The sequence below is a fragment of the Thermodesulfobium acidiphilum genome, from assembly GCF_003057965.1.
Taxonomy (GTDB): Bacteria; Thermodesulfobiota; Thermodesulfobiia; order Thermodesulfobiales; family Thermodesulfobiaceae; genus Thermodesulfobium; species Thermodesulfobium acidiphilum.
Genome location: NZ_CP020921.1, coordinates 1,567,185 through 1,584,634, shown reverse-complemented (window position 1 = coordinate 1,584,634; position 17,450 = coordinate 1,567,185). Strand labels below are relative to the sequence as shown.

At 32.7% G+C, this 17,450-nt stretch carries 18 protein-coding genes; 8 read left to right on the top strand and 10 right to left on the bottom strand.

Going from position 1 to position 17,450, the window contains the following annotated elements; translation table 11 throughout:
* Positions 1 to 22: 22 nt before the first annotated feature.
* From TDSAC_RS07975 to TDSAC_RS07955, 5 genes are all read left to right on the top strand, one after another.
* Positions 23 to 577 carry an acetate uptake transporter gene (locus TDSAC_RS07975; protein ID WP_108309828.1) on the top strand — a complete coding sequence of 185 codons (555 nt, stop codon included), beginning with the start codon at positions 23 to 25 and terminating at the stop codon, positions 575 to 577.
* A gap of 81 nt (positions 578 to 658) precedes the next feature.
* The gene (locus TDSAC_RS09290) at positions 659 to 775 is read left to right on the top strand and encodes a carboxymuconolactone decarboxylase family protein (protein WP_108310374.1); all 117 of its coding nucleotides are present in this window, start codon (positions 659 to 661) and stop codon (positions 773 to 775) included.
* 196 nt (positions 776 to 971) lie between these two features.
* Positions 972 to 1,241: a DUF485 domain-containing protein gene (locus tag TDSAC_RS07965; protein WP_108309826.1), complete on the top strand. Its 270-nt coding sequence runs from the start codon at positions 972 to 974 to the stop codon at positions 1,239 to 1,241.
* A gap of 34 nt (positions 1,242 to 1,275) precedes the next feature.
* The gene (locus TDSAC_RS07960) at positions 1,276 to 2,571 is read left to right on the top strand and encodes a sodium:solute symporter family transporter (RefSeq protein WP_108309824.1); all 1,296 of its coding nucleotides are present in this window, start codon (positions 1,276 to 1,278) and stop codon (positions 2,569 to 2,571) included.
* A gap of 131 nt (positions 2,572 to 2,702) precedes the next feature.
* Positions 2,703 to 3,722: an alpha-hydroxy-acid oxidizing protein gene (locus TDSAC_RS07955; protein WP_108309822.1), complete on the top strand. Its 1,020-nt coding sequence runs from the start codon at positions 2,703 to 2,705 to the stop codon at positions 3,720 to 3,722.
* Between the two features lie 88 nt (positions 3,723 to 3,810).
* Here the strand turns inward: TDSAC_RS07955 and TDSAC_RS07950 are convergent, their stop codons facing one another.
* The 10 genes from TDSAC_RS07950 to TDSAC_RS07905 form a co-directional block, all read right to left on the bottom strand.
* Positions 3,811 to 4,743 carry a lysylphosphatidylglycerol synthase domain-containing protein gene (locus tag TDSAC_RS07950; RefSeq protein ID WP_108309820.1) on the bottom strand — a complete coding sequence of 311 codons (933 nt, stop codon included), beginning with the start codon at positions 4,741 to 4,743 and terminating at the stop codon, positions 3,811 to 3,813.
* 19 nt (positions 4,744 to 4,762) lie between these two features.
* Positions 4,763 to 6,268: a 2,3-bisphosphoglycerate-independent phosphoglycerate mutase gene (gene gpmI, locus TDSAC_RS07945; protein WP_108309818.1), complete on the bottom strand. Its 1,506-nt coding sequence runs from the start codon at positions 6,266 to 6,268 to the stop codon at positions 4,763 to 4,765.
* Positions 6,269 to 6,309: 41 nt separating this feature from the next.
* The gene (tpiA, locus tag TDSAC_RS07940; protein WP_108309816.1) at positions 6,310 to 7,008 is read right to left on the bottom strand and encodes a triose-phosphate isomerase; all 699 of its coding nucleotides are present in this window, start codon (positions 7,006 to 7,008) and stop codon (positions 6,310 to 6,312) included.
* 1 nt (position 7,009) lies between these two features.
* Positions 7,010 to 8,200, bottom strand: a complete 1,191-nt coding sequence (locus TDSAC_RS07935) for a phosphoglycerate kinase (protein ID WP_108309813.1) — start codon at positions 8,198 to 8,200, stop codon at positions 7,010 to 7,012.
* 93 nt (positions 8,201 to 8,293) lie between these two features.
* Positions 8,294 to 9,301: a type I glyceraldehyde-3-phosphate dehydrogenase gene (gap, locus tag TDSAC_RS07930; RefSeq protein WP_108309811.1), complete on the bottom strand. Its 1,008-nt coding sequence runs from the start codon at positions 9,299 to 9,301 to the stop codon at positions 8,294 to 8,296.
* A 10-nt stretch (positions 9,302 to 9,311) separates the two neighbouring features.
* Positions 9,312 to 10,196: a DNA-binding protein WhiA gene (gene whiA / locus TDSAC_RS07925; protein ID WP_108309809.1), complete on the bottom strand. Its 885-nt coding sequence runs from the start codon at positions 10,194 to 10,196 to the stop codon at positions 9,312 to 9,314.
* Positions 10,197 to 10,343: 147 nt separating this feature from the next.
* Positions 10,344 to 11,645, bottom strand: a complete 1,302-nt coding sequence (locus tag TDSAC_RS07920) for a gluconeogenesis factor YvcK family protein (RefSeq protein ID WP_108309807.1) — start codon at positions 11,643 to 11,645, stop codon at positions 10,344 to 10,346.
* Positions 11,646 to 12,524: an RNase adapter RapZ gene (gene rapZ / locus TDSAC_RS07915; protein ID WP_108309805.1), complete on the bottom strand. Its 879-nt coding sequence runs from the start codon at positions 12,522 to 12,524 to the stop codon at positions 11,646 to 11,648. It lies immediately after the preceding gene.
* The gene (locus tag TDSAC_RS07910; RefSeq protein ID WP_108309803.1) at positions 12,521 to 13,654 is read right to left on the bottom strand and encodes a zinc-binding metallopeptidase family protein; all 1,134 of its coding nucleotides are present in this window, start codon (positions 13,652 to 13,654) and stop codon (positions 12,521 to 12,523) included. The genes rapZ and TDSAC_RS07910 overlap by 4 nt, the downstream gene beginning before the upstream one ends.
* Positions 13,655 to 13,779: 125 nt before the next feature.
* Positions 13,780 to 16,329 carry a [protein-PII] uridylyltransferase family protein gene (locus TDSAC_RS07905; protein WP_108309800.1) on the bottom strand — a complete coding sequence of 850 codons (2,550 nt, stop codon included), beginning with the start codon at positions 16,327 to 16,329 and terminating at the stop codon, positions 13,780 to 13,782.
* 304 nt (positions 16,330 to 16,633) lie between these two features.
* On the opposite strand from TDSAC_RS07905, the gene TDSAC_RS09105 reads away from it, so the two are divergent.
* The 3 genes from TDSAC_RS09105 (at position 16,634) to TDSAC_RS07895 (ending at position 17,448) form a co-directional block, all read left to right on the top strand.
* The gene (locus TDSAC_RS09105; RefSeq protein WP_199919773.1) at positions 16,634 to 16,801 is read left to right on the top strand and encodes a hypothetical protein; all 168 of its coding nucleotides are present in this window, start codon (positions 16,634 to 16,636) and stop codon (positions 16,799 to 16,801) included.
* 78 nt (positions 16,802 to 16,879) lie between these two features.
* Complete coding sequence (locus tag TDSAC_RS07900) at positions 16,880 to 17,173, top strand: hypothetical protein (protein ID WP_108309798.1); 294 nt, start codon at positions 16,880 to 16,882, stop codon at positions 17,171 to 17,173.
* A 14-nt stretch (positions 17,174 to 17,187) separates the two neighbouring features.
* Positions 17,188 to 17,448, top strand: a complete 261-nt coding sequence (locus TDSAC_RS07895; protein ID WP_108309796.1) for a glutaredoxin family protein — start codon at positions 17,188 to 17,190, stop codon at positions 17,446 to 17,448.
* The last annotated feature ends 2 nt before the right edge of the window (positions 17,449 to 17,450 follow it).

Here is a 17,450-nt window from a genome sequence, read left to right as displayed (position 1 = left end):
AAAAATATAGGAGGTTAAGAAAATGTCTAATTCAGAATTGAAAATGGCAAATCCAGGTGCTGTAGGCCTAGCTGGTTTTGCTTTGACTACCTTTGTATTAAACGTTGCAAACGCAGGGCTTGTACCTGCTGCACTTTTTGCTGCTTTGCCGCTAGGATTGTTTTACGGAGGACTTGCGCAGTTTATAGCTGGAGTTTTAGAATTTAGAACCGGGAATACATTTGGGATGGTAGCTTTTACGGGATATGGTTCTTTTTGGATGGCTTTAGCTGCTCTTATTTATTCTCCTGCTTGGGGTTGGATGCCAAAAGATGCTTTAGGCGCTGCTATAGGGGTAACCTTGATTGCATGGACGATCTTTACAGTTGTTATGACTTATCTTTCTTTTATGAGCAATAATAGAACTGTGCAGGTAATTTTTGTTCTCCTTTCATTGCTATTCATATTGTTGGTTATTGCACATTACACTGAGAGCACAGCTATAAAAATTTTTGCGGGATATGAGGGTATTGCTACTGCAATTTCAGCATGGTATGGCATGTTTGAAATAATTAAAGCACAATTTAGCACCAAATAGTATAGTGTATATATAACCTTATATAAATAAATAAGAGAGATGTGTTATTAGAGAACGTCTCTCTTATTTTTATTTCTTGCACTGAATCTTTCGGTTATTCAAAGATGTGAATGGTGCATTAAATCTTATGTAAAGGTAGTACTTGACAATAGAGCAACGAAAGAGGGGATTATGGAAGCTGCACAGGTGGCATTTTAATGGGTAAAGATCCAGTGCTAATGTATATGTAGCATGTTCAAAATGCTTTAGACAATTTATCCAAATAGACTCATAAGTTTTTTTAGATATTTTATGAGGTAGTTAGATTTTTTAAGTTTTATCGTATAAAATCTAGTAATGGAATAAGTAATTTTATAACTCCTGATTGTGAGGGGCATAAAATCTTGGGATAATAATGAATAACGATTTAAAGAAACTTAATAGTTTGCATAAAAGAGTATCTTTTTTATTTTCAGTTATTGTCTTTCTGATCTATTTTGGTTTTATTTACCTGGTTGCATTTGACATAGGTTTTCTCTCAAATCATTTTCTGTTTAACTTAAATAACGGCCTACTGTGTAGTTTTATTGTTATAGCTTCGTGTCTTTTTATTACAGGAATATATGTTTGGTGGAACAATAGTTTTTACGAAAAAGAACTTAAAAAAATTAAAAAGATCGAATAATCTCGATTGTTTAATTTAATTTATAATATCTTTTATGCAAAATAAATTTAATGCCTTTCAAAATGCCTTAGCACTTTTTGGCGACTATATTGGTGCAGCATCTTTTCTTGGAATTGTTGGACTGACTGCTACTAAGGGTTTCGATGGTCTTTTTTATGCTGTTGGATGGATAGTTGGTTGGCCAATAATGCTTTTTTTGGTAGCTGAACCGATGTCAAGAAGAGGGGTATCAACATATATAGATTTGATTGCTCTTAGATTTGACGATAAAGATGTTAAAGTTGTACTTAGTTTAACAGGACTATTATGTGTTCTTATTTTTCTGGTTGCAGAATTAATTGGTGCTGCATGGCTGCTCTCTTTGGTTAGTAGAGTAGGCTATAATTTATCGCTTTTTATAGTCACATTAACTTCTGTCTGTTTTGTATTATGGGGTGGGATGTTTGTAACTACATGGTTTCAAATTTATAAGACTGTAATATTATTTTCTCTTAGTTTTATAATTTTATTTCTAATTTTTTATAAAATAAACACGAACAGCATTTTTTTATCCAATGCGATATTTTCTAATATATTTCTGCCTCAAACTATCTTTCGTTCCTCTTTCGATTATTTCTCTTTATCTTTCGCTCTTCTTTTTGGAACAGCAGGGCTCCCCAACATATTAATAAGATTTTTTACTGTGCCAGATAGGAGATCGGCAAGGATATCAGTTTTTCTTGCTACCCTGTTAATCAGCATATTTTATTTAATAGTTTTTTTTCTTGGTGTTGAATCCAGGCTTATTCTTGAAAAGAAGGATCTGAGCGATGGAGCTAATATGGTCTTGCTTCATCTTGCCAGGTATTTGGGACAAGATTTGTTATTCTATCTAACTGCCATAATAACTTTTATTACGATTTTTGCTGTAGTGAGTGGGCTTTTTGTAGCAGGAGCTACGACTTTAAAAGAGGACGTTATTAATAGTAAAAAATCTTATATTTGGGCTTTTTCCGTTATCTTGATTGGTATTTTTGCCTTTTTATTAGCTACGATTTTTAAGGGGCAAAACGTTGCTTTTATGGTTGGGCTTTCTTATTCTCTTGCTGCAAGTTCGATTTTTCCTGCGCTTTTTTGCTCAATATATTTAAACAGCATTTCTAAAAACGCGTTAATATTAGGAAGTTTGGTGGGAGCTGCTTTGGCCATATTACTTACAATACTTGGGCCGACTGTTTGGGTAGATATTTTTCACTATAAAAAACCTATTTATCCATTTGTTGATTCGACTTTAATTTCAATGCCTGTATCTTTTATAATTATATTATTTTTCTCAAGATTTTATAAATAGTATTGAGTTAAACCAAAATTAAATGAATTGTCAGAAAAATACCAAAATTTGATATTATTATATTTTTTTTAAATAAACAATATATAATTAAACCTTGATGAAAGATATTTTTTGATATATAGGAGGAAAAAGTGGATTTTAAGACAATTAAAGAAGAGGCTAGAAAGAAATTTAACAATTTTTGTAGAGTTTGTCCTGTTTGTGATGGAAGAGCGTGTGCAGGAGAGGTTCCTGGAATGGGGGGAACTGGAACAGGAGAATCTTTTAAACAAAACGTTAGAGCTTTGTCTGATATAAGGTTAAATCTAAGAGTAGTTCACGATGTTTTAGAACCAGATACTTCAATTAATCTTTTTGGAATAGACTTATTGACTCCAATAATGGGAGCTCCAATAACAAATGCATTGCTTAATTGTGGTGGGGCACTTACTGAATTTGAATTAGTTTCTTCTCTTGTTAAAGGATGTCATGAAGCAGGAAGTTTGGGATGGATAGGAGATCCTGCAGTTCCTAGTATGTTTGTAGATGGTTTAGAAGCAATAAAGTTAGCTACAAGGGGTGTTGCAATTATTAAGCCAAGGGTGGATCAGGGTGAGATAATAAAAAGGTTTTTAGATGCCATTCAAGCAGGGGCAATAGCTGTGGGTATTGATATAGATGGAGCTGGTCTTGTAACTATGAAACTTAAGGGACAAGCTGTAGGGCCAAAAAGTGTAAGTAAAATTAGAGAGTTGGTTAATTCTGTAAATGTGCCGTTTATTGTTAAGGGGGTTATGACTCCAGATGAAGCAGTTGCTTGTTTTGATGCTGGCGCAAGTGCAATTGTTGTTTCTAATCATGGGGGGAGAGTTCTGGACTTTACACCTGGTGTAGCTGAGGTACTTCCTAAAATAATAAAGGCAGTTGGTAAAGATGCTACAGTACTTGCAGATGGAGGTGTAAGATCTGGAGTTGATGCTTTGAAGCTGATAGCGCTGGGTGCAAAGGGAGTGCTTGTGGGAAGGCCCTTGATAACTGGAGCATTTGGTGCAATGGCTGAGGGAGTAAAGTTTATGGTTGAAAAATATACTCAGGAATTATATGCTGCAATGATCCTGACAGGGTGTAAAAGCATAAAGGAGATTGATTCAAGAATTATTTTTGAAAAATAATATTTTTAGGAACACTTACCTGGATATCTTTAAGACTCAAGGCATTATATATATTAAATTAAATGGTATTCTGTGTGCTCTTAGTCTTTTAGAAGTTGTTTTTATTTTTATTGAAAAAAGTTGGAATTATTTTTACCTTTATTGCTGTCAATATGTCATATATAGTTACGAGAAGAAAGGTCGATAAGCTAACAAGGATTATTGTTATTTGATATATAAAAAATATTCCTGTTGCATCATCAAAGTCGATTCCATAGTTTTTTGCTGCTATCCATATTCCGAAACTTAAAAATCCTATGTTAATAAAAAAGGTTGAAATTAAAGACTCTATAAATAGTATTTTCCCAAGTAGATTGAAGTAAAGAAGAAGTATTCCCAATGAAATTAACAGCAAGCATAAAATATTTGCTGTAAAAACCTTCTTAAATACACTGCTTCTTGTTAAACTAAGAAAGGGATGAATTAGTAGCCAAAATTTTGGGAATCTAACTTTGAGGTATTCGAATCTCTTTCTTATAAACATTGATAAAAAAAATAGCGTTAAAAAAACAATAGTCATTGCTATCGGCAAAAGGAGGATATTTATAGCAATCTTCACTCCTATAAACAAACAAAAGAGGCCAAGCGTTAAAACGGTGAAAAAATCTAAAAGCTGTTCAGTAGCTATGCTAACCAAAACTGATGGGAAAGGCAAGTTGGATATTTTTGATACGTAAAGGCCTCTAAGTAGATCTCCTGATCTTAATGGCAGAAAAGAATTAATAGCAAATGCCAAACCTTCTCCAGCAATCAAGTGTCTGAAGCTTAGTTCTTTTGATATGTTAATTAATAGATTTTTCCAAATATAAGCCCTAAGATTAAGTACAACAAAAAATAAAATAAAAAAAGTTATTATAAATACTCTATTAAAGTTAAAAACAACATACAAAACCCTTTTTATATCAACATTTATAAATAGCAAATAGATTAAAAATAATGATACTAAAACGCTTAAAAGATTTTTTACAAACTTTGAGTTCATTAAAAATTCTTGAATTTTTTTAAATTATAAGAGATTTTCCTGTCATTTCTTCTGGTTGAACTATCTCCATGAGTTCAAGGATTGTTGGTGCTACGTCAGCTAAAATTCCATCTTTTCTTAATGGTTCTTTGTTCCCTACTATTATAAATGGGACAGGATTAGTGGTATGAGATGTCATTGGTTCCCCAGTATTTTTATCAAGCATTTCCTCGCAATTTCCATGATCTGCAGTTATCACAATAGGGAATTTGTTTTCAAATAAGTCAAATATTTTACCTAAACAGATATCAACAGCATTAAGAGCTTTTTTTACAGCTTCAAAATTACCAGTGTGTCCTACCATATCAGGATTTGCAAAGTTTATTACTGTAAAATTATAATTTTTATCAAGCAGGGATTTTAAAAGACTTTCTGTAAGTTCAAAAGCGCTCATTTCAGGTTTTAGGTCATAAGTTGCTACCTTTGGGGAGTGAATAAGAATTCTATCTTCCCTCTCAAATGGCTCTTCTCTACCGCCATTGAAGAAAAAGGTAACATGTGCATATTTTTCTGTTTCTGCTGTATGAAGTTGAAATAGGCCTTCATTAGATATAACTTCGGATAAAACATTTTTTGGTATTTCGTTTTTGAAGGCTACTGTTAAAGGGAATTCTTTATCGTATTCTGTAAAAGTTAATGGAAATAGTTTAAGTTTTATGACATCAAATTCTTTGAATTCAGGATCTAAGAGTGCTCTGGTAATCTGTCTCATTCTATCTGCTCTAAAGTTGAAAAATATAATTGAATCTTTATTTTTTATTCTTGTTTCCTGTGGGTTAGGACCTACCGAAAATGGCGTAAAGAATTCATCTGTTTCGCCCTTTCCTGATAAATAACTAATTGCTTCTTCATAAGTTTTAAAGTTTGTTTTATCTCTTCCCGTAAACACATCATAAGCTTTCTTGGTTCTTTCCCATCTTTTGTCTCTGTCCATGGCATAATATCTTCCTGACACAGATACAATTTCTCCAGTTCCCTCCCGTTTTATATGAGTCTCTACGTCTTTTAAAAAATTTATAGCCGTTCCTGGTTGAGTATCTCTGCCGTCTGTAATTGCATGAACGTAGACATTTTTTACTCCTTCTTTTTTTGCCATGGTGATAAGAGACTTTAGGTGTTCAATATGGCTATGGACTCCACCATCAGAAACGAGACCAATAAGATGAAGGGCTTTTTCTCTTGACTTGTTCATGATATCCTTTAATTCTTTGTTTGAAAAAAAACTTCCATCTTTAATGGCTTTATTAATTCTTGTGAGCTCCTGATACATAATTCTACCTGCTCCAAGGTTTAGATGACCTACTTCAGAATTTCCCATTTGACCCGGTGGAAGACCGACTTCTTCGCCTGATGCTACAAGGAGGGTATTTGGATATGTGTTCATAATTCTTTTGTAGTTTGGCATATGAGAGGCTGCAACTGCATTGCCGTAGGTTTCCTTGCTGAAACCAAAGCCGTCTAATATTATAAGCAAGATCTTATTCACTTTTCCCTCCTAGATTTTATTTAGAATTTGCTTTGTCTATTTTAAGACATTTCTTCTATAATTTTTGAAAATTCTTTTACATCAAGACTTGCAGAACCAACCAGTACACCTTTAAATCCAGCGTCAATAAATGATTTTGCATTTTTATGATTGACCGATCCTCCATAAAGGCAATCTGGGAGGCTTCCTAATTTCGATTCTAATTCTTTAATTAAAGCAAATGATTCTCCTGCATTAGCAGTTTTGCCAGTTCCTATTGCCCAGACTGGTTCGTATGCTAAAATTATCTTCTCAAAAAAGCTTTTTACCAGATTTAACTGATTAAACGTTACTTCAAGTGATTTACCAGAATCTTTTTCCTCTTCTGTCTCACCAAAGCAATAAATTACCTTTAATCTGTTGGCTGCTGCTTTAACCTTTTTTAGTAATAAGTCATCTGATTCTTTGAAGTATTGTCTCCTTTCAGAGTGACCTATTATCGCGTATTTTACTCCTATATTCTCTAACATTCCAATAGATATCTCGCCTGTAAAGGCGCCTTTTTCTTCAAAAAATAGGTTTTGAGCGCCGATGTCAATTAAGGATCCGAAGGATGCTTTTACAGCCCTTTCAAGAGAAACAAAGGAGGGACAAATTACGGTTTTTACATTATTTTTTAGGTTTTGTCTTAATTCACAAACATATTCTTCAACTTCATCTGAAGTTTTGTTCATTTTAAAGTTTGCAATAGCGTAATTCATTTTAGCTCCTTTCTGGAAGAACTGATATGCCGGGTAGATCAGCTCCTTCTAAGAATTTTAATGCGGCTCCACCGCCTGTTGATACGTGAGTGAAGTGTTGATCAAGATTCATCATTCTTACAACTTCAGCAGTGTCTCCTCCCCCAGATACAGTGATTGCGGATGAAAGTGCAATGTATAAACCTACTATTCTTGTTCCGTACGAAAAGTCTGGAATCTCAACAATTCCAAGTGGGCCATTCCAGAATATTGTTTTTGCCTTTGATATTTGAGCTTTAAACATTTCTATAGTCTTTGGCCCTATGTCAACTCCATACCAGTCGGATGGGATTTCGTCTACATTTACTACTTTGGATTCTGATGCAGGCCTTAATTCTTTTGCTACCATTACGTCTACAGGTAATAATATCTTTTTCCCATTTTTTCCAAGTATTTCCTTTGCTACAGCGTCCATATTATCTTCTACATATGATTTTCCAATTTCATATCCTTTTGCTTTTAGAAATGCAAAGCTCATTCCACCGCCCACGCAAATACTGTCTACTTTGTCTATTAGATTCCCTATTACCTTTATTTTGTCAGAAACCTTTTTGCCTCCTGCCACTACTACTAGCGGTTGTTCGGGATTGTGTAATAACTTGTTTAAAGTATTTATTTCTTTTGCCAATAGAAACCCTGCCATGGAAGGTATTAACTTTGGTACTGATGAAATTGATGCATGTTCTCTGTGGCATGCTCCGAATGCTTCTGCTACATATATATCTCCAAGCGAGGCTAAAAATCTTGCATATTCTGGATCGTTTTTAGTTTCTCCTGGACAAAATCTAAGGTTTTCGAGTAGTAAAACTTCTCCATTTTTTAATTCTTTTGACAATTTAACAACATCTTCTCCCTGACAGTCAGGTGCAAGGTGAATTCTAAAGCTCGATAGTTCTTCAAGCCTTTTCTTTACACCTCTTAAAGAGAATTCTTTTTCTCTATTTTTTGGACGACCAAAGTGGGATGCAAGAATTACCTTTGCTCTTGCGTTTACCAGATAGCCAATTGTAGGCAACACTGCTCTTATTCTCATATCTCCTGTGAGATTGCCATCAGAATCTGCCGGATCGTTTAAATCTGCTCTTACGAAAACTCTTTTACCTTCTAGCTGATAAACGGGAAAATCTATAAGTAACTTTTTATTAAATTCCATTTCAGCCTCCCTAGGTAACTAATCTTTTTAAAAACACAAATAAATAGCATGTATTTATCAGTTAAAAATAAAAAAATAAATTTTTTTTAAATTTTACTTAAAGGCTGGTATAAGTTTTTTGGCTAAATCTACGACCCTACAGGCATAACCGTGTTCATTGTCATACCATGCGTAAATTTTATATATATCTCCAGTTTTATTTAGCATTAAGCCGTCAATTATTGAAGAATAAAAGGTACCAATGTAGTCAGATGAAACTAAAGGAACCTCTGTATACTTTAGAATACCTTTTAAAGGTTCGCAAGATTCAGCCTCTTTGTAGGCTGATTTAATTTCTTCAATTGAAGGTTGTTTTTCCAAAATAACGCTTAGATCAACCATTGATCCTGTTGGTACAGGAACCCTTAGTGCTACTCCGTCCATTTTCCCATTTAATTCTGGTATAACTTTTCCAATAGATTTTGCAGCACCAGTTGAAGTTGGTACTATGTTTATAGCAGCAGAGCGTGCTCTTCTAAAGTCTTTTTTGTGTGTACCGTCAAGCAATCTTTGATCCATAGTGTATGCGTGTACGGTGGTCATAAAGCCTGAAACTATTCCAAATTTGTCAAACAAAACCTTTATGGCGGGTGCAAGACAATTTGTTGTACACGATGCAGCTGAAATTATTCTGTGCTTTTCTAAATCTAGTATCTGGTCATTCACCCCAACAACAATAAAAGCGTCAACATCTTTCCCCGGAGCAGTGATGAGAACTTTTTTTGCTCCAGCTGTAATGTGGTTTTCGGCAAGTTCCCTTTTTGTAAGTTCTCCTGTTGACTCTATTACCAGGTCAACATCTAGATCTTTCCATGGGAGTTTTGTCGTGTCTTTTCTTTCTTCAAGAATTTTTACTTTTTTACCCTCGATTATTATATTGTCATCATCAAAGCTTACTTCTTTGTCCCAGGTTCTGTACGTAGAATCGTACTGTAATAGATGAGCTAATTGAGATATCTTTCTTGAACTGTTTATTGCTACTATTTCAATATCTGGCAACGAAAATGCGAGCCTAACGAACAAACGTCCAATTCTTCCAAAACCATTAACTGCTACTCTCATGTTCTCCCTCCTACAGGTTAAATGTTAATTTTCTTATTTGTCTAAATACAGATGAAACTTGATTTTTTGACATTCCAAGATGTTCTCCTATTTCTTTCATGGAAAGTAACGGATGATTTTTTTTCAAAGCAATCATCTTTTGCCATTTTATTGGCAATCTACAATAATTTTCTGAACTTTCAAGGATATTTATTGATCTTAATATTTCGAGAGAGGCCTTTATTTGTCTTTTTATGTTGCCAGTTTCATAATTTACCTCTCTGTTTATTTCATTATTAACTTCCTTTTTTATAGCTTCTGCTTCAATGTAAGCACAAAAATTATGCACTTGAATATATGCCAAAAATGAGACTATTTCTCTAAAATTTTTTAAAAAAAGGCTGTAGCTGTTAGTTTTTCTTATTTTAAAATTAAAGCCAACATCCTCTAAAAGTGTGGACAAAAAACCAAATATTTCGTTATTTGTGATAATTTCGAGATGATAACCATTTTTTGTGCTTAAATAACCTGAATTTAAAAATAATCCTCTTAAAAAACTTTGAATAGATTTTTGAGATGGGAAAGTTTCAGGTGGATCTGGCAATAAAAGCTTTTCTAATTTTACTGTTGTAGTTTTCTGGTTTTCTTGAGAAGTTTTTAACTTTTTGGGTATTTGAATATTCTGTCTTGAGTTTTGATACAATTGTGTTTTTATGTTTAGAAAATGGGCTAACATAATTGTTCTCTTGGCTACCTTAAAGTCTTTACACTTTACAACAATATCCCTGCCAGTTATTTTTGAGTGAGAAATCATTATCCCTTTCAACTCAAATTTTGACAATCTCTTATTCTCTATTGGTAAAGAAGCTATCTCACTTCTTATTATTTCATTTTCGTCCTTTTTTAATTTCAACATTTTTCCACCCGTCCAAAGACATTATATCATCTAACAAATTCAAAGAACAATTTTGTGTAGAATTTTTTTAAAATTAATTCATTAACTTAAATAAAATAATTTCATCATATCACATTTATATTATGGTTAATTTGATATCTTCTATATCTAATGTGCTCTGGTATTCTTAAATATGTTGTCAAAAATGATTTTTGCTAATTTTTTGTGATCGTGCCTTATGTGATTTTTTTCATATAATAAATCTGCCAGGACAATTTTGACATTAAACCTTTCGAGTTCATGCAAGTCGTTAATTACTATTTCAGAGCCTTTTTGTTCATAATAGTCGATAAGTTTTTCAGGTTTTTTGTTATTTAGAAGAACCGTGTCAAATGGTAAAAAACCAAGTATCTCTAGAAAAGCCCTAACATGATCAGAAGCCTTATATCCACCCGTTTCACCTGGCTGTGTCATGATGTTGCAGACATAAATTTTTATTGCCTTCGACTCTCTTATCGCTTTTAACAGGTCTTTCATAAGTAGATTTGGCAAAATACTTGTAAAGAGACTTCCAGGTCCAATAACAATTGCATCCGCTTCGTTTATTTTTTTTATGGCTTCCGGGAAAGCACTAGGGGGCAAAGGATCTAAAAATATAGTTTCTATTGGATAAATACTTTTTGATATGTTAGATTCTCCTTTAACAATTGAACCGTCTTTTAGTTTTGCACAGAGTTTTGTGTTAAAGAGGGTTGAAGGAATAACATGTCCTCTTGCTGAAATTATTTTTTCAACCATATTAATAGCCTTCAAAAAATCTCCCGTTATTTCTGTAGCAGCAGCTAAGAGGATGTTTCCTACTGGATGTCCTTCAAGGCCAGGGACACCCTTAAATCTATATTGTAAAACAGCTCCAAGTAAGTCTTCCTGAAGAGATAACGCAGCCAGACAATTTCTTATATCTCCAGGAGGAAGAAATCCCAGTTCTTTTCTTATAAATCCTGAAGAGCCTCCGTCGTCAAAAGGAGTTACTATTGCAGTCAGATTAATAGGATAATATTTTAATCCTCTAAGAACTGTAGACTGACCAGTTCCGCCACCAATTACTACTACCTGTGGCCTTTTTTTTAGCTGTCTTTCTAGCCACAGGAGTTCTACTACGTCTCTTCTTGATCCTATTTGCATAGGTTTAACAATTTGCTTTACCAAACCTCTAATAGAATAGATTAGAGCTACAAAACCTATCAGAAATAGTAATAAAGAAATTATCTGGATTGGTATTTTTGAAGAAATTTCATTAATAAAGTAAGATAAATTCTTTATAAATAATCTTGTTATTGGAATCGCTTCTAATGATAATATTAGGCTTGTTACTATTAAAAGTAAAGATAATGAACCAAGAAAGATCCACCTTTTTATCTTTAAACCGGGCGTTAGCCATCTGAGCCATTTTAAAGGTCTGAAACTCATTTAATTATTTCTCCCAATTTTTAGATCTCTGTGCCACTCAAAAATTTTGAAACCTAAGTTTCTATATCTTCTTGCCAACTCGCGAACTATAGTAACAGATCTGTGTTCTCCTCCAGTACAACCTATTGCGATTGTTACATTACTCTTTCCTTCTTCCATACACTTTGGTAGAAAAAACAAAAGATATTGATCTAAAACTTTAAGAAAATTTTTAGTAACTTCTTGTGAAAGTATGAAGTCTTCTACGGGAGCATCCAGACCTGTTAGGTTTTTTAGATGTTCTTCATAAAAAGGGTTTGGCAAAAATCTTACATCTATAATCATATCTGCATCCATAGGTATGCCATATTTAAAGCCAAATGAAAGAAGAGTTGTATTAAAAATTTGTTCTTCTTCTGAAGCAAAATAAGCTCTTAATCTTTCTTTTAGTTGGTTTACTTTCATATATGAAGTATCTATAACTATATCAGACATCTCTCTTATTGCTGAAAGCATTTCTCTTTCCTTTATGATACCCGCAGAGAGATATCCCCCCTCTTGAGATAGAGGATGTCGCCTCCTTGTCTCTGAAAATCTTCTGATTAAAACTTCATCGCTAGCTTCAAGGAAAAGTGTGGTTATGTTTATTGGTTGTTCCTTTATCTTTTTTAGAATATTTTGCAGATCAGGGAAGAGAGTTTTTCCTCTAATATCAATTACCACTGCCATGCGGGAAATTGGAAACTTAGGAGAGAAAGAAAATCTTGTAAGTTCAGGTAATAAAAACGGCGGCAAGTTATCTATACAGAAGAATCCTAGGTCTTCAAGGGCATGTAGTGCTTGAGATTTACCTGCCCCAGAAAGACCAGTTAATATTATAAGCCATGGTCCAGTATTCATAAAGAAACCCTCTCCCTTAATATGTTACTTACAACATCAATACTTAGGATTATATCATTTTCGTTTATATCTTCTTTTTCAGGCGAATTTCCTTTCTTGTATCTTAATAACACCATTCCTGTTTCCTGACTTACCAGACTCATCCACCTTGCATTGGATAAGATTCCAGTGTCAATTGTTATAAGTTTGATATTCTTTTTTAAAAATACCCTTTTTGAAATTTCGATTAATTTATCAGAAAAGATGTGAGGAGAATGAGATATTTGGCTTAAAATATCTATTTGGCAACTTTCTTCTTCAGATATTTTGTTTATCATAGTTTTTAGATTATTAAGAAGTTCACTTCTTAACTTTAGATCTGGGGATCTAAGATCAAGGTTAAAGTTTATTCTGTTTGGAAAGACTCCCATGACTTTTGGTTCCATATTAACCTCGTATACTCCACCGAATAGATTATTCTCTTTTATCATTTTATAAAGAAGATCTAAAATTTTTATAAAAGCATTTAAAGGACCTCTAATTAAATTAAATGGAGTGCAACAGGTATATTGAATTTTGCCTACGATGGATAATTTTAAAATAACTGGGCCTTGTTGATTTTTTACCATACAAAGTGGAACAGATTTTTCGCTCAATATACCAGAAAAGTCGCTTTCTATCTCTAAAAAAGTATGTACATCGTCTTTAAAAAAGGTAGGAAAACTGCTTGAAAGCCCAAGGCTTCTCTTTATTACTTCATCTTGCAGCAATACTCCGTCTTTGTCTGAGAGATACAGATCTCTTTCGTTTAGCTCTCCTACCGCTCCTCTTGAACCGATGCAACCCCTGGAAAACCTGTTTGGAGAAGTGGCTCTAAAGATTATTAAGCCCACTGTTTTCTTCGGATAAAAATCCTTTTCTAACAATTTGTTGATAGAACCAATTGCTACTATCATAGGAAGTGACGATGAATATTTGCCGCTAAATGGCATTGTATCAAGATGAATACCGAGTAAAACCTTTTGGGATAAAGGATCTTGATTGTGCATTGCGATCAAATTTCCGATATTATCTGTTTTGATTTCAAAATTTTTTGGAAGTAATTTCAAAACATAACTAATAGCTTTATCTTCTTCCTCTGAATATCCCAAGCGAAAGACTTCTTCATTCTTAGAACTAATTTTTGAAAAATCTTCGATTATTTTCTTGATATCTATTGTTTTTTCCTCCTTAAATGGTTCTTAATAAGTTTATTTGACGTAGAGCAAATTAGAAATTATATATGGTAAACTATTTTTTTCAAATATTCTTGGCATTCTTGCTCACTTAACTTTAAGTTATTTTCCTTTGTAATATAAAATGCATCCTCAGCTCTACCTTCCCAGGTGGAAATTTTTGCTGTTTGTATGTAAAGTCCAAGAGAGGATAGGGTCTGAGTTAACCTATACAAAAGTCCGTGTCTATCTTCAGCTATTATTTCTATGACAGTTGATTTAGGGGATATATTGTTTAAACAATTAACGTTGAAAAGCTTTACGGGAAATTCTATATCTTTGTTTTTCTGTCTTAATAGTTCAAATATATCTCTTTTTAAACTAAGAGTATCGCGCAAATCTTTCTGTACTGATTGCGCTAAAAACTCAGGAACTGGTTTGTTTTTGAAAGTTGTCCAAATTTCGTTAATTACTACCGGTGGTTTTGTGGAGAACTTGTATAATTCAGCGGTGTGGATATCTAAATTGTGAGCATAAAATACTGCTGCTATTTTCCACAGGAGCCCTTCAATCTCATATGTAGCAATTGTAACTTTAGAAAAGTCTTTGTTGATTGATTCTTCAAAATATACTTGAGGCGTTTCGTTTTTTAATCTGGAAATAAGGTCCAAATGAAACGCAATAATTTCTTGTGGTATGTTCATTAAATAAGTAGCAGGCATGTTGTCAATATAGAGATTTATTTCATCTTTGTTTGGCAGATTCTTTTTTATATTCTTTTTAAATACGTCTTTAAAGTCTGTTTTTGATGCAGGCCTTAGTAAATTTGATTGACTCTTTTTAAAAAGCTCGTTTAGCTGATAAATTGATATCGGGCTTGGTTTCTTTTTTGACAAAGAATATAAATCTGCATAAGAAATAAGATATAAGTTTTTTAACCTTTCCGTGTCTGAAACTAATTGAGCGAATTCTTCAATAGTTTCTTCTCTGTGAAGGTCTCTTAATCTTGAAGTTCTTACCATTTGAAGATGGTTTGCTATGATAAAACTAACGTTATTTATAGTATTCTGATCTAATCTAGTTTTTTTTGCCCAGTTAGAAAATATTTTTGCACCTTCTATATCGTGATTTTCTGAATTTTTTAACTTTGCAATATCATGAAATAAAGCTGCAAGATATAAAACAAGTGGGTTTGATAAAGAATTAAATATTTCTGCTATTTCTTGTCCAAAATCGCCTCTTTCAAACATTTCGAGAGTTTCAATCATAACCATTGTGTGTTCTCCAATAGTAAATTCGTGCATGGGATCTTCGGGTAAAGTATAAAAAATTCCCCTGGTTTCTGGTATCAGTATTTCAAGCAGACCCAAAGATTGCATATTTCTTAATATGGAAGCTTTGTTTTTTCCATTTTTAAGGATTTTTAAAAATACGTTCATAGTCTCATCATTGGGTTTTAGTTTGCTGCGTTGTTTGATAAATTCTTCTTCAAGATTTACTGATAATTCCAGATCGTAAAGAGATTTATATTCAAAAGCTCTTATGAAATCGAATCTAAAAATTTGAATAGGAGAGTCATATTGATAAGTAATACTGTTTCCTTTTATTGAGAAGCAACTTGAAATTTGAAAACCTTCTTGAAGTATCTTTTTTATTCCTCTGCTTGATATTTCTGAGATATTTTCAAGATAATAAATTAATTCTTTCATAAATTCTACTGAGTTTTTATAACCTAAAAATTCTGCTAACCTTGGTTGATAATTTTTTGAAAGATAATCCTGTCTTTTTCTGGCCATTATATGTAATAAGATTCTTATTTTTCTAAGAAATCGATATGACGATTCGAGCCTATTGATATCATCTTTATCCAAAATATAAGTATTTTCTACATCTTTAGCAATTGAACAGTTTGAAAGTGCATACCTACTCTGAAAAATCCATTTAAATGTATGATAATCTCTAAGCCCACCCCTACATTCCTTTAAGTTTGGGCTTAATAAATAAGGGTTATCGCCGAACTTTTGTGACGCTATTTCTCTTTCTGATAACTTTACAAATATGAATTCTGCTAAGTTTAATCTATTCCAAAAATTTCTTTTGAATTCTTGAAATATGTTATTATCTCCAGAAATAATGTTAGAATCTAGAAAGCTGGTTCTTGTAATGTGGTCGATGTGTTTTATTTCTGTAGTTCTAAAACTATAGCCGACTTCTAAATCTATACCAAAAAAGATATCTGACAAAAGTCTGTAGCCTCTTTTTAGAACGTTATCTAAAAAAGGTCCTTCTTCGTTTTGGGACAAAAAAACTAAATCAATATCTGAATAAGGGGCCATCTCACATCTACCAAAACCACCAACAGCAGCTATGCATATATCTTCTTCTGGGAATCCTTCTCCCCTTGCTTCTATTATGCAGAATTTTAATATGTCAGAACATACTTCCCTGTATAGTTTGTTTAAATAACTTTCTACTTCCAGAGGGTCAATGAAACCTGAGATGGTTCTCTCAAACAATATCTTTCGACCGTAAAGGAGACGGTCGCGCAGGTGATATATTACAAAGCTTTCTCTTTCTTTTTTATCTTTTCCATAATAAAAATCTAACTCCATTTGATATATTTTATAATGAATTTGATAAAAGAGAATAGGTTTTGTTAATTAATTTATTTTAGGATTGCCTTGAAATATGATTTTTTTTCTCAAGATTGCGTGCCTAATTTGATTAAAGATATTTTTTCCTGGAAGTTTAGCCAAAAAAGCATTTTTTATTGGATGTATGCTAAAATTTTAATTATTTAATGTTAATTGCTAGTGAAATTATTATATTCCAAAAAAGTGACTAAAGTTATAAAGTAATATATAATTAAGATAATGTTTATGAAATATCTCGTAATTCAAATTTTAGGTTTGGAAAATGAACTTTGAAGATCAACTAGAAATTCTTAAAAGTGAAGCTGAAAATGAATATAGGAAGTTGGAAAAAGAGATTAGAGCTTTGGATCTTGAGATTGAAAGTAGTATTGTAAAGCTCTATGAGTCAATTTTTGGTGAAAGTGAAGAAGATATTTCAGAAGATTTATAGTTTTTAGGCTTGTGGTTTATAATTGCAAAAAATGTTGAATTATTCTCGTGTTTCTTAAATTCAAGGAGGTGAACCGTAGTGTTTTATCAGATTGTAGATTCATCCAGTCAAATAGGTAATTATATTTCCGCTACTGAATTGCTCTCCTCTTTATTGAAAATTTACTACGGTGAGCAGAATGGAATTTTAGCCTTCGACCCTGAGCTTTTTATGGAAGAGAATAATTTTAGCGTACAAGATTCTATTTATCTTCAAAATTGCAATGTTTATTCTGCAGATGATTTGTCTCATGCTATTGCCAGGACTTCAAAGGTTTTAACTTTTAAAGTCATATACAAGCTTTTAAGGGAAATAGAAAAAAATTCAGCTTAATTTTGGAGGTTTTTATGGCTCAGATAACAGTATATGCTTTAAGCACCTGCCCTTATTGTAAGAAGGCTAAAGCTCTTCTTAAAGAATTAGGAGCTGATTTTGAGGCTATTGATGTAGATTTACTTCCAAAGGATGAACAAAACAAAATTCTTGAAACAGTCAAGAAATTTGCTGATAAATGTAATCCTAAGGTTAATCCTGGTTTTCCTACTATAGTTAAAGGGGAAACTATTATAGTAGGTTTTAATGAAGCAAAAATTAAAGGATTAGTGTAAAG

What these genes read in the sequence shown, in the direction of transcription:
- TDSAC_RS09105 (WP_199919773.1), top strand. Translation starts at nt 16,634, where the DNA reads ATGAACTTTGAAGATCAACTAGAAATTCTTAAAAGTGAAGCTGAAAAT.
- TDSAC_RS07950 (WP_108309820.1), bottom strand. Translation starts at nt 4,743, where the DNA reads ATGAACTCAAAGTTTGTAAAAAATCTTTTAAGCGTTTTAGTATCATTA.
- TDSAC_RS07960 (WP_108309824.1), top strand. Translation starts at nt 1,276, where the DNA reads ATGCAAAATAAATTTAATGCCTTTCAAAATGCCTTAGCACTTTTTGGC.
- whiA (WP_108309809.1), bottom strand. Translation starts at nt 10,196, where the DNA reads ATGTTGAAATTAAAAAAGGACGAAAATGAAATAATAAGAAGTGAGATA.
- TDSAC_RS07975 (WP_108309828.1), top strand. Translation starts at nt 23, where the DNA reads ATGTCTAATTCAGAATTGAAAATGGCAAATCCAGGTGCTGTAGGCCTA.
- TDSAC_RS07935 (WP_108309813.1), bottom strand. Translation starts at nt 8,200, where the DNA reads ATGGAATTTAATAAAAAGTTACTTATAGATTTTCCCGTTTATCAGCTA.
- TDSAC_RS07895 (WP_108309796.1), top strand. Translation starts at nt 17,188, where the DNA reads ATGGCTCAGATAACAGTATATGCTTTAAGCACCTGCCCTTATTGTAAG.
- rapZ (WP_108309805.1), bottom strand. Translation starts at nt 12,524, where the DNA reads ATGAATACTGGACCATGGCTTATAATATTAACTGGTCTTTCTGGGGCA.
- tpiA (WP_108309816.1), bottom strand. Translation starts at nt 7,008, where the DNA reads ATGAATTACGCTATTGCAAACTTTAAAATGAACAAAACTTCAGATGAA.
- TDSAC_RS07905 (WP_108309800.1), bottom strand. Translation starts at nt 16,329, where the DNA reads ATGGAGTTAGATTTTTATTATGGAAAAGATAAAAAAGAAAGAGAAAGC.
- TDSAC_RS07920 (WP_108309807.1), bottom strand. Translation starts at nt 11,645, where the DNA reads ATGAGTTTCAGACCTTTAAAATGGCTCAGATGGCTAACGCCCGGTTTA.
- gap (WP_108309811.1), bottom strand. Translation starts at nt 9,301, where the DNA reads ATGAGAGTAGCAGTTAATGGTTTTGGAAGAATTGGACGTTTGTTCGTT.
- TDSAC_RS07965 (WP_108309826.1), top strand. Translation starts at nt 972, where the DNA reads ATGAATAACGATTTAAAGAAACTTAATAGTTTGCATAAAAGAGTATCT.